The sequence below is a fragment of the Trinickia sp. genome, from assembly GCF_051953405.1.
GTDB lineage: Bacteria > Pseudomonadota > Gammaproteobacteria > Burkholderiales > Burkholderiaceae > Trinickia.
This window is the reverse complement of sequence record NZ_JBQCIV010000161.1, coordinates 35,755-47,078: the sequence shown is the minus strand read 5'-3', so window position 1 is coordinate 47,078 and position 11,324 is coordinate 35,755. Positions and strand designations below refer to the sequence as shown.

The 11,324-nt window shown below is 60.6% G+C and carries 9 protein-coding genes and 1 pseudogene; 2 read left to right on the top strand and 8 right to left on the bottom strand.

Annotation, left to right across the window (positions count from 1 at the left end; genetic code table 11):
* The 5 genes from ACTHN9_RS29820 to ACTHN9_RS29800 all read right to left on the bottom strand — a co-directional run.
* The coding region (locus ACTHN9_RS29820; protein ID WP_440540431.1) for an aldehyde dehydrogenase family protein at positions 1-999 on the bottom strand (999 nt) is incomplete at its 3' end.
* 173 nt (positions 1,000-1,172) lie between these two features.
* Positions 1,173-1,682 (bottom strand): signal peptidase II, encoded by a 510-nt coding sequence (lspA, locus tag ACTHN9_RS29815; protein WP_440540430.1) that lies wholly within the window; start codon positions 1,680-1,682, stop codon positions 1,173-1,175.
* Positions 1,683-1,880: 198 nt separating this feature from the next.
* Positions 1,881-3,470 carry a DKNYY domain-containing protein gene (locus ACTHN9_RS29810; RefSeq protein WP_440540429.1) on the bottom strand — a complete coding sequence of 530 codons (1,590 nt, stop codon included), beginning with the start codon at positions 3,468-3,470 and terminating at the stop codon, positions 1,881-1,883.
* 30 nt (positions 3,471-3,500) lie between these two features.
* The gene (locus ACTHN9_RS29805) at positions 3,501-3,893 is read right to left on the bottom strand and encodes a nuclear transport factor 2 family protein (RefSeq protein WP_440540428.1); all 393 of its coding nucleotides are present in this window, start codon (positions 3,891-3,893) and stop codon (positions 3,501-3,503) included.
* Positions 3,894-4,007: 114 nt separating this feature from the next.
* Positions 4,008-4,886 carry a PhzF family phenazine biosynthesis protein gene (locus ACTHN9_RS29800; RefSeq protein WP_440540427.1) on the bottom strand — a complete coding sequence of 293 codons (879 nt, stop codon included), beginning with the start codon at positions 4,884-4,886 and terminating at the stop codon, positions 4,008-4,010.
* Between the two features lie 127 nt (positions 4,887-5,013).
* Here ACTHN9_RS29800 and ACTHN9_RS29795 point away from each other — a divergent pair, with 127 nt between their 5' ends.
* Positions 5,014-5,379, top strand: coding sequence for a nuclear transport factor 2 family protein (locus ACTHN9_RS29795; protein WP_440540426.1), 366 nt, complete (start codon positions 5,014-5,016; stop codon positions 5,377-5,379).
* 86 nt (positions 5,380-5,465) lie between these two features.
* Here the strand turns inward: ACTHN9_RS29795 and ACTHN9_RS29790 are convergent.
* Positions 5,466-5,573 (bottom strand): annotated as a pseudogene (locus tag ACTHN9_RS29790) (LysR family transcriptional regulator); the annotation flags it as partial.
* A gap of 63 nt (positions 5,574-5,636) precedes the next feature.
* Here ACTHN9_RS29790 and ACTHN9_RS29785 point away from each other — a divergent pair.
* Entirely contained in the window at positions 5,637-6,494 is an 858-nt protein-coding gene (locus ACTHN9_RS29785; protein ID WP_440540425.1) for a DUF2071 domain-containing protein, read from the top strand.
* Positions 6,495-6,719: 225 nt separating this feature from the next.
* Here ACTHN9_RS29785 and ACTHN9_RS29780 read toward each other — a convergent pair whose 3' ends face one another.
* Positions 6,720-9,344, bottom strand: coding sequence for a tetratricopeptide repeat protein (locus ACTHN9_RS29780; protein ID WP_440540424.1), 2,625 nt, complete (start codon positions 9,342-9,344; stop codon positions 6,720-6,722).
* Positions 9,345-9,583: 239 nt separating this feature from the next.
* Positions 9,584-10,894, bottom strand: coding sequence for a hypothetical protein (locus ACTHN9_RS29775; protein WP_440540423.1), 1,311 nt, complete (start codon positions 10,892-10,894; stop codon positions 9,584-9,586).
* Positions 10,895-11,324: the final 430 nt, after the last annotated feature.

Genomic DNA, 11,324 nt, shown 5'->3' with positions numbered 1-11,324 from the left:
CTTGTGGTTCGAGCCCATCTTTGAATCGGCGTCGAGTCCGTTGCCGACCTTGATCGCCTTGGCGGCCTCCGTGAACTTGCCGACAAAATCCTTGTAGACCTTGTCCTGCACCAGAAGCCGTGTCGGCGCGATGCAGACCTGGCCGGCATTGCGGAACTTGGCGCCGGCGATGATTTTCACTGCGCCTGCGATATCGGCATCGTTGAACACGATGGCCGGCGCATGGCCGCCAAGCTCCATCGTCGCGCGCTTCATGTGCTGACCGGCCAGTGCGGCCAATTGCTTGCCGACCGGCGTGGAACCCGTGAACGTTACCTTGCGGATCACAGGGTGCGGAATCAAATAGGCCGAGATTTCGGCCGGATTGCCGAACACGAGCCCAATCACGCCTGCCGGCACCCCGGCGTCCACAAATGCCCGCAGCAACGCAGCCGGCGAAGCCGGCGTTTCCTCGGGCGCCTTCACGAGGAACGAGCAGCCGGTAGCCAAGGCGGCCGATAGCTTGCGCACCACCTGGTTCACCGGAAAGTTCCATGGCGTGAAGGCGGCGACGGGGCCGACCGGCTCGCGCACCACCGTTTGCTGCGCACCGAGATTGCGCGGCGGCACGATGCGGCCGTACACTCGCCGCCCTTCGTCGGCGAACCATTCGATGATGTCGGCCGCCGAGAGCACTTCTACGCGGGCTTCGGCGAGGGGCTTGCCCTGCTCCTGCGTCATCCATTGCGCGATGGTCGCCGCGCGCTCGCGCACGAGCGCCGCGGCCTTGCGCATCGTGGCGGCGCGCTCATGAGCCGGCACGGCGCGCCAGGTTTGGAAGCCGCGCTGCGCGGCGGCCAATGCCCGGTCGAGATCCGCGATGCCCGCATGCGCGACCTTGCCGATCACCTGGCCGGTGGCCGGGTTAACCACATCGATCGTCTTGCCGCTGGCCGCATCGCACCATTCGCCGTCGATCAGCAGTTGCGTATTCGTGTAAGCCACCGTCACGTCTGTCATCTCGAGTCCTCTCCGTTCCGCGAAAAAAAGGGCGCTTTCGTACTTGCAAACGGGCCCGCCGATTACACGCGCATCCGTCGGCGAACGTTGCACGCGACAGTCCGCGCCCGGGGCAGGATACTCGCCTTTCGGCTATCGCGTGCGCCGTTGCGCCGCCAGCCCCGGTGTACCGGTCAGGCAGCTGCCGAGCCGGGCGAGGTCGGCTTGCGTTTCATCCCGGCAAGAAGGAGCAGCGCCACCCCGAGCATGATTCCAACGTCCGCGACGTTGAAAATGCCCGTTCTCAACGGTCCGATCCCCATGTTCAGGAAATCGAAAACCCGCCCCCCGTAAACGCAACGATCGAACAGATTACTCAGTCCGCCCCCAACGATGCAGGCGATTGCAACGACCTCCGTGCGGCCGAGCCTGGACGAGCGGAACAGCCATACGCTAAGGCCGATCAGGATAGCGAGCACCCCGTAAATGAAAATCATGTTGCGTGTCGCGTCAGACATTTGAGCCCCGAGACTGAGAAACGCCCCATGGTTGTAGATAGGGAGTATCACGAGGCTTCCAGCAAGAAATGACTTTACGTCGCCTGGCGCCAATATCTGCTTGAACACTGCCTTCGTCAGTTGATCGGCGACGATCCAGGCCACCGCGCATAGCACGGCAGTCGTGAGTCTTTGCTTCTTCGACATTTTCGGTTTGGGCCTTTTAGGTTTGGGCCGGTAGAAAGGTGAACGCGATTTTAACCGCTCCCGGAAGGCACCCGCGGAAGCCGCCATCGAGCCTGCGTCTACTCCGCCGCGAGGGCTCCGCCGTCCTCGCGGTGGATATCTTGGACCAGCCTCCATGCAAGATCGCGCGCTCGCTGCTTGCGATCGATTCCCATTCGTTTAGTTACCGCTCGTAGCGACTGAACCTTGCAACTGAATATCGTCCCCGCACCACGTCGCTCGCATCCGCTTGCCATCGCTGAGATCGACCACGGTATCGTCGGGTGTCGTATCGTCGGCGGATTTGAAAAGATATCGATAGCGATTGTTTTCATAACCGATCGAATAGCCTGCCGGCAGTTTATTCAGTGCGATGAACCGAAGCGGGCCAAATCGACGGGCAAGCGCAGGCGTCGGCGCAGCGAGCTTCGCGACAGCGCCGCACAACGGTCCATCGCCCCTCGATAATGCACCCCGCACATTGATGAACCCGAAGTCATCCGCAAGGGAACCGGCCACTGGGCCGCTCAAGCGGCCTGCAAGTTGCACGGTACCTGCAACGGCGCCTTCGCCGAAGTTTTGATGCACGGGATCAAGATCGAAGAGCTTCTTTCCGGCGATACCCAGATACGACGGGCCCGCCATCATGAAATAAACGAAATCCGGTACGTCGGCGATTCGCTTGATATCGTCGAACTCCTGGAAATAGAGCATATCGCGTCCACTTCGGGCGACACGGAATTCGTTCGGTTGAGCATAAGGGATGCATTTCACATCGGGCGCGCCCGGCACCGGACACACCGGAAACAGCATCTGAAAGGTTTCCGCCCGCACGCCGTCGAGTGCCTTTTGGCCCAGGTAGATGCGCACGCCGTCGCTGATGATGGCCGGTTCAAGCGAGGCCGGAGGGCTAAGCACCTTCAGCGGCGCTTTGACCTCTGGGAGATAAACGGGACCGTTGAGGACGTCGATTGAAAATACACGTCCAGCGTTGACAGCGAACGTGTTGCCGACGATTTCGACTTCGCCCGGCACCATCTTCGGGTCCGAACGCTCTTCGAGGTAGACATGGTTGCGGTCGTACGCCCACCCATCGTCGGCCTTCGCGCCCTTGGGCACGAAGGTCTTGAAGGTCGCCGGGTCGGCACCTGGAACCACGTCGGCGCCGTCAAAGACTTGTTGTCCGTCGGTAGCATGAAGCCGATCCAGAACGCGCAGCGCCGAACCCCGTAGCGTGAGCAAATAATAATGTCGCGTCTCGTCATCCTCATGACGGCGCAAACGCGAGGGGACAAGACAATCGAAATCCGGTACGGGCCCACCGTGCGAACACGAATCATGAAATTCGTGCAGTTCCGAAATGAAATACCCCCGGCCATCTATCACGCCATACTGGTCGCTCAACATCTTCACCGGCCGATACTTGCAAGGCCCCGCGCGCACGGAAGATAGCGAGCCCATGCTTTTGCCTGTATGAGCCAACGGATACCAGTATTCCCGACAGATATTCACGGTGTACGCGTGTGCAGAACAAGCGAAGCCGATAAACAACAAGCCGAGTGCTTGCAAGATCGCGTTGCGGATTCGGTCGCGCGGCCGCAGGCTCATGCGAACGCTAGCTCGCGAAGTGTTTTTGCTCATAAAGGTTGGTTCGGTTTCGCTCGGAGGCGTATTGTCGACGATACGGGCCGATCTGTCGAAGGCGCATTCCAAGCCGCAGACCGCCGGTGACAAGGCATTGCTTTGCGGGTGGGAACCACCTTGACTCATCGCAGACGGGCGTTCACGGATACCGGCGGTTCATTCAATTCGCTCGACAAACTGCGTCCTGTCGAATGGCGCGTCGTATGGCTCTGGCCAATACTCGATCATGCGGGCGATTTTTCCACCTTCGACGGTAAAGAATGATATCGCTCTCGCATTCAGTGCGCCGTCGGTGACGGATACGTCCGAAACAATCTCATCACCGTCCGCGACCATGCGATTTATCGTGAAGGCCCACGGCCCTTGCGCCGGGTACGCCGCGTTGAGTCCAGCGAAATTGTCGGCGCCTCGAATCCGCTCTTTCGACTGAGGCCATTCGAGAACGAAATCGTCTGCGAGGACCGCTGCGACAGCGTGAAAGTCGTTGGTGGCCATAAGCCGCCAAAATTCATGAATCACATCTCGCGCGGTCTTGGGTTGAATAGTCATAACGCTACCTGAGTTGTGCACACGCGTCGAAAGCCTGGACGCGGCTGATTGTCGACTATCTCGTCCGCTAGTGGCGATCATCGGGTCCTGGCCGAGACCCGTTGACCGCTTCGCTCAAATTTCCACGATGACGCTTTGTTTGAGGGTGGCGCTTCCGCCGGCCATTAACCGGACGACCTTCCCATCCTCGATGTCGAGACTGATCTTGATGAGGCTCGGAGACGCAGGCTGCATCAGCCGTCCCTGCTCGATAACCATTTCGGAATCTCTGGAGCCCATGCGTTCGTAAAGGAAGCATGCCAATGGGCCAGCGGCCGTTCCGGTCGCCGATTCCTCGGGAATGCCAAATCTTGGTGCGAACATGCGTGTCCCAGCCTGCCGACCGGCAACAGCAGTCTCACGAGAAAAGACGTAGTAGCCGATCAGGTCGAGTTCCTCGCTGATCGCGGCGATCGCCTGATGGTCGGGCTGAACCTCGGCAACCGAACGGCCATCGGGCAATGCAATGATGAGAAAGCTGTTTCCCGTGTTGACCACTGTCGGGCGTGCAGTGCTATAGATATCTGCCGGCATCAACCCTATGGACGCGGCGATCTTTTCCGCCAGGTCAGACTGCACTTCGATCGATGTATAGGTCGGAGAACCTTGTTCCATCAGAACAGATTTTCCCGCTACCAAAATATCCCTACACCCGTCCACCGTTTCCTTCGTTAACTTCCCCTCACTTACCCGACCAAGCTGCCTGAGCAGTGAAAACGTAGCGATCGTGGCGTGCCCGCAATGTGCAATCTGCCGAGTTGGCGTGAAAAAATCCAGCTTGACAGTCGCAACACTAGATTTGGACACGAACGCCGTTTCTGACAAACCTACTTTCCGCGCAACCGCTAGCTTCTGTTCCGTGGAGAGCGCATCCGCATCGATCACTACGCCAGCGGGATTACCCCCGACTGCGCCATCCGTAAGCGAATTCACGATGTGCACGTCTACCTTCATTGCTTCTCCCGCTTCAGATGTCGTAGTTTCATCAAGCTATTGAAATTCGTTCCCGACGAATGGCAAGATACGTCATGGTAAGCTGGTCAGCCACTTTTCAGCTCCATCAGGGCCACTCACATTAACCATGAACACTATCACACCCGAATTCGCGCAGGCGTTCAGTCAAGAATGGATCGAAGCATGGAATTGCCACGACCTCGATCGCATTCTCTCTCACTACTCCGACGGGTTCGAGATGTCGTCCCCCCTGATTGCACAGATCGTGGGTGAACCCACGGGCATTCTTCGAGGCAAGGAGAGAGTGAGAGCCTATTGGGAAAAGGCCCTGAAAATGGTCCCAGACCTTCACTTTGAAGGCATAGCGACGCTAGCTGGCGTAGGAAGTATCGTCATCCACTATCGAGGTGCCAACGGACGGCTCGCAGCGGAAGTATTCTTCTTCGGACCTGACAATCTGGTCCAAAAGGCGTTCGCCAATTACGCTTCCTGAGCCCGGCGCTGTTCCACTCATTCCGTTGACGACCTCCCGAACACGATACCTTGCTGATTGCGATTGCAGGAAGGCATAGTGCCAAGGAGTTCGACCAGTGTTCCCTTCGCGAGATCTTCCTCAACCATATGGCACGGCATGTGCCCCGAGCACAAGCGGCCCCTGATCAGGTCATGCTTCGCGTCGACCTCTGACCACAACGAGAGACGAAGGAGAATGACATGGAGCGGACGTCGTGCCAGCGGGAAAAGGTTTCTATGCCCTACGACAACACTTTTGTCCATCCGTCCACCAGCCTAATTGGCCGGCTCGCCAATCGGATCGTCGCGAGCCGTCCGTTGCTGCGCACACGCCGCGCGCTACTGTCGCGGCTGCCGTTCCTCCAGCTCGCCAGCGACGTCGCGAACGTCGTGTATTGCACGTGGGTGGTCGATGTCGCGGCGGTTGCGCCACTGGTGCCTCGCGGTATCACGCTCGCAAGCCGCAACGGTCGCACGCTTTTTACGACGCTTACCTATGCGCACCGGCACTTCGGCCCGCGCATTGCCGGTCCGCTGCGGCGCGTATTTCCGTCGCCGCTGCAAAGCAACTGGCGTCTGTACGTCGACACGCTACCCGGCGGGATACCCGCCGACGGCACGGTGCTGTTCGTGAAGAACGTTTTTAATCACCCGCTCTATGCGCTCGGCAGCCGGGTCTTCAGCGACGCGCTGCCGTCGCATCTCGCGCAGCGCTTCACGCATACCGAGCAGGGCGGCCGCTACGACACCCTGCTCTCGGGCGGCGGTGGTAGTGCGCCGGATCTGCGCTGCACGGCGCAAGCGACTGACGATCGAACGCTGCCCGATGCGTTCGCGCCGTTCTTCGACGACTGGCGAGATGCCGTCGCTTCCCTCTCGCTGCAGCATGCGGCGATCGCGCATGTCGAAGACTGCGATCGCCTTGCCTATGCGTCGATCGATCTGCCGATCGATGTCGACGCGGTGCGGCCACTGAAGACGGTCGGCCCCGTGGGCTGCGGAAACTTCCTCGCAGGCATCGGAGCCACGGGCGAACCGATGTGCTTCGTCGTGCCCGATGTCGCGTTTCGCGTGCTGTCCGAGCGGCTGCTATAAGTACGTCGGGAAGACGAATCCACGCCCCCGGCCGGCGGGGGCAATCGGCGCTGCGCGCCTTGACGGCCCCCAACTAAGTCAGCCGTTCAACCGCTCGGTGGGCGTGGGCGCGGCATGGCCCCGAGTGCCCCCACCCGATCTAAAACTTGTTTTGCAGGGAGGCCGTCGGGACCGCACCGGCTGCTGCACGACAGGCGGATGGCTGTCGTCGACCCACAAGGAACATTAGAGCGACGCGGCAGCGAGTAGCTCGGCACGAGCCCTCTCAGCTTCCGTGAGCGACGCTCGCACGCGCGATTCGACGACCTGCGCGGCGCGTGCGTAGGCTTGCCATCCGGCACGAGTCGAAAGTGTGCCCGCTGCGCGCCTAAGCCATGCATCGCCAAGCGCCTTATCTTGAATTCCGCCTCGCCCGCGCCAAAAGAGAATTCCGGTTTCGAACTGCGCGAACGGCTGTGACAGTCGTGCTCTGTCAAGCGCCGAAAGCACGGCCCACGTATCGTGTTCGTCCTTAGCTCCATTCGCACCTCCTGCAGCAGCAGAATCGCCCCCAGCCGAATCAGCGACAGCTCGCGCAAACCAAAATCGATCACGTTTGCTGACGGTTGATGGCTCGTCGCCTTCACTGAGTGCCTTTAACGCGAGCGCGATGGCTGCTTCCTCTGACCCGAGCGCTGCCGCCTTGCGATACCACCGCTGAGCTAGCACAGGGTCGCGCGCAGCGCCATCACCCGTCACGTAGCAATTGGCAAGGTCGGTCGCCGCCTGCGCCGACCCCGCATCGGCCGCGCGAGTCAACCATTTCAACGCGGCAACAACGTCCCGTTGGACGCCGCGCCCGAACAAATAGGATTCGCCGACGAGCATCGTGCCTTCCGCGCTGCGTGCCGCCGAGCGGGTAGCCCACGCGAACGCCTCATAGTCGTCGTGCTGCCCGCCCACACCGATAAAGAGATCTCGCGCCAGCAAACTCTGCGCCGCTGCGTCTCCGCGCATCGACGCATACCTGAACCAGTAGAGCGCCGCGCCATGGTCGACGGGGACGCCTCGCCCAAGATCATAGGCTTCACCCAGAATGCCTGCGTAGGTCGCGTCCCCCATCGATGCGAGCCGCCATTGCCAGTAGGCGCGTGCCGTCATCGGCAATTCCGGCACGGAGCCCGACGCCAGCACGCCCATTGCGATTTTGTCCCCCGCAGCGGCGGCCACGGCGCACCAATACAGCGCCTTGCCTGCATCGTGCACGGCGCCGAACGTGCTGGCATACGACTGACATAGGTCGCGCTCGGAAGCTTGATCCTTCAGCGCCGCCCCGCGCGCAAACCACTCGATTGCCGTCGGCATATCAGGTTGCGCGCCCGGACCCTTTGCATAAAGCTCTCCCATAGCGGCATACGCTGGTCCGAAACGCTGGGCAATCGCTTTGGAAAGCCAAGCCTTCGCCTCGGATAGATTCCCTACGGCGGACTGCCTCAATAGCAAACTCGCCAAAGCGGTCTGCGCCCGAGGATTGCCTTGGTCGGCTGCCCGCTTCAGATAGCTTTCGGCTAACGCATCGTCGTGGGCAACGTCGATACCGGAAAGATATTGCTGCGCGACGACAAGCTCGGCTTCGGTGTCGCCATCATCAGCCGCCTTACGTTGCCATGAGAGTCCAGTGGCCTTTTGTGCTTCCACGCCAATGCCACTCGACAGCATCGACCCGACCCATAGTTCCGAGCGCGGATCGCCGCGCTCTGCCCCCAGCCTCGCGTACCGATACGCTTGTGCCTCGTCGCGAGGCATGCCGAGGCCCCGCGCCGCCATCACCGAGAGGTTTCGCGCAGCGACACCGAGCCCCTGTACCAAGGCCCTCTCGTACCACTCGCGAGCCTCCGGGAGGTTCGGCGGCCCGCCTTCACCTTTCTGCAGCATGGTCCCGAGATCGTTTTGCGCTGGCGCAAAACCCGCTTCCGCCGCACTGCGCATCCATCCTACAGCGCCGTCGAGATCGACTGGACCGCCCGTTCCAGTTCGATATGAAAGGGCAAGCTCGAACTGCGCGATTGGGTCGCCGTTTAGCGCCGCTTTGCGAAACCATATACGCGCGATGACTTCGTCAGCGGTAACTCCGATCCCCTTCGCGTACAACTCGCCAACACGGCGCTGCCCATACGGCGACCCTTGATTGGCAGAATCGAGCAGCAACGCAAATCCGTGACGAGGATCGACCGGCACGCCGGTTCCGCGCAGGTAGAGTTCGGCGAGCAGCGCCTCGGCGTCTCGCTGATGTTGGTGTGCGGCTGCGCGAAGCCAACCGCTCGCCTTTACGTCGTCCTTCTCGACACCCGAACCGAAAAGCAGAGCGCGACCTAGGAGGAACTGAGCGTCGGCATCTCCATGCATTGCGCCGTGAATGAACCAGGCGGCTGCGCCTGAGTCATCTTTCGGGGTTCCAGGCCAGCCCGCCGCCAGCATTCGTCCGGCATTCGCGGCACCTCGTGCGTCGTCATGCGTGGCCGCTTGCACGAACTGCCCGTAAGCAGCGGGGAAATCCGGCTTTCCACCGTCGCCAGTATATTCAAGCACGCCGAGCATATCGGCTGCGACGCCATCGCCGGACGCCGCCGCACGGCTCAACCACCAGCGTGCCGCACGTGGATCCCGCAGCACGCGATCACCCCTCTGGTATAGCGAGCCGACGATGCGTTGCGCTACACGTTGGCCGTCCACCGCTGCATTGAGCAATATCGCCAACCCAGCGCTGCTGGGCGCACCGACGAATCCGTATAGGACTAGCTGGCCGTAGATGGTTTGCGCATCGAGATTGCCGCGGGCCGCTTCCCTGGCACAAACCGAACGCTGTTGCACCGGCGTCTGCAACGGCGACCGGAACGCGCCACTCGGACCGCCCCATTGCAAAGAGCACAATGAAGTGCTGTCGCTGAACGGGATATGGGGAGCCGACTCAAAGACGCCCGGACTTCCAGGCGCATCGTATCGGGCCAATGACATTGCCTGGGCGGCAAGCGACGCCATTGCCGCGACCGCCACGATCGCGTGACTCACACCGGACGGGATTCGCGTCATCGGTCCCCTCGAGACTGCCATTACACGCCGCCGTACTGGACCATCATCCATTCGTTCGTGCCAAACGGCCGAAGGTCGTTGATCCGATCCCTGAAGACTCGCGCGGCGGCCTCATCGTGTCTGACAAAGCGCTCGTAACCGGCGGCCATCATCCACGTTTCAGCTAGAGCGTTCTGACGTGCGGCGGGATTCGCAATCAGATCGATCATTGCGTAGACGGTCTTCAACGGCACGCGGCCGCGAACGTATTGCAGCATAGCCTGGCGATACTGCGCCCCGTTTCTGAAGATACTTCGACGAATGTAATCTTCGAAGTACGCATTCGCCGGAATGGAACTCTCATCGCGAGCGCGCACGATCAGATATAGCGCGGCCAGGTAGTCCCGATCGAAATCTTCCGAGCCGTACGCGGTATCGGCGATCATCGCAACTGCGTTCGGCCAGTCGCGTTTTAGGATATACGCCCAACACAACGACCCGGTTAGTTCAGCATATTTGCGGGATACATCGGCAGGATTCTTCCCATCCATGAGTTCATGATGCATTTGGCCTAGCAGCGGAGTTGCCGCGGCCAGGGCGTCGTCGATGCGATCCAAGCCGACGAGCGTCGTGACTTTCGATTGCCTGAAACGCACATCATCGGGGGCGAGCGCGATTGCTTTGTCGATAGCTGCAAGCGCTTGTTCACGCCGATCGCTCTCGTCGAGGCCAACCGATAGATTCCAGTATGCGTCGGCTTTCGCTTGAGCCGTATCGGCGGTATTCAGCGTCTGTTGCGCGTCCTTCGCCAATCGCTGCGCCCGTTCGAGCAGCGGGTTCGCGTTGCCGAACGGGTGCCTGCGCTCGTTCGCCGCGTCGATCCCGAGGTTCGCCAGCTTGGCGCGCGTGTTCGCGTCGATCGAATCTTCGGCCACCCAGCGCGCGAACTCAATGTAGTCAGCGCGAGCGCCATCCTTATCGCCGACGACTTCGCGATTCTGTGCTCGCAGCGCATAGGCGGCAGCAAGCGCTGGCGTGGCCGAAATCACCGTCGAAAAATTGGCGATTGCTTCGCGAGGGTGTCCCGTTGCCGCGAGGTTCTTGCCGACCTCAAGATGGTATGGGGCCCCGAACGTGGTATCGAGATCGTGTCGGGCCTCGTGCGCGGCCCGAATTCTGTCGAGCGTCGCGAACCCCTCCTTGTACCGGTGCGTGACATCATACAGATTGGCCAGGTAATACAACTGTAAGTCGGTGGGCGCGGACTCTAAATCGATTGCGGCTGATTGCGCTTCGATCGCTGCATCGTTGTTCCGTAGAGCCGCTTCATTCGACGCAAGCTCCTGGAGCATGGATACCCTCAGTGCAACAGGCAGGTCGCGCGATTCCAAACAGGTTCGGATGAGACGAGCCGTTTTCGTCAGGTCCCCTGTTTGCGTCGACACCGCGGCTGCCATGCAGTTCGCCCGGACATCGGGCGGCAGGCTGGTGATGGCCTTCGCTATATCGGCGCCGGACGCAGGTGCCGCTTTACTCTGGCGCAAAGGAGCTTGGGCCTGCGTCCCTGAGGCGGATGGATCGGCGCAGGACAACAAGCAAAATGATGCGAATGAAAGAAGCGTAAGACAAGCAATTCTTTTAGTCATCGTTTGTTCTTGAAGCGGCCGGAGACGACGACACCAAGGCGCCGGTGTTGTCTTTGTTAATTGGAACACTTATTTATCGGCAAATTGCCTTCGGTCTTTAGCAGCCAGCTGAAATACCTCCCGCAGACGTCATCCG

What these genes read in the sequence shown, in the direction of transcription:
- lspA (WP_440540430.1), bottom strand. Translation starts at nt 1,682, where the DNA reads ATGTCGAAGAAGCAAAGACTCACGACTGCCGTGCTATGCGCGGTGGCC.
- ACTHN9_RS29810 (WP_440540429.1), bottom strand. Translation starts at nt 3,470, where the DNA reads ATGAGTCAAGGTGGTTCCCACCCGCAAAGCAATGCCTTGTCACCGGCG.
- ACTHN9_RS29805 (WP_440540428.1), bottom strand. Translation starts at nt 3,893, where the DNA reads ATGACTATTCAACCCAAGACCGCGCGAGATGTGATTCATGAATTTTGG.
- ACTHN9_RS29800 (WP_440540427.1), bottom strand. Translation starts at nt 4,886, where the DNA reads ATGAAGGTAGACGTGCACATCGTGAATTCGCTTACGGATGGCGCAGTC.
- ACTHN9_RS29795 (WP_440540426.1), top strand. Translation starts at nt 5,014, where the DNA reads ATGAACACTATCACACCCGAATTCGCGCAGGCGTTCAGTCAAGAATGG.
- ACTHN9_RS29785 (WP_440540425.1), top strand. Translation starts at nt 5,637, where the DNA reads ATGCCCTACGACAACACTTTTGTCCATCCGTCCACCAGCCTAATTGGC.
- ACTHN9_RS29775 (WP_440540423.1), bottom strand. Translation starts at nt 10,894, where the DNA reads ATGCTCCAGGAGCTTGCGTCGAATGAAGCGGCTCTACGGAACAACGAT.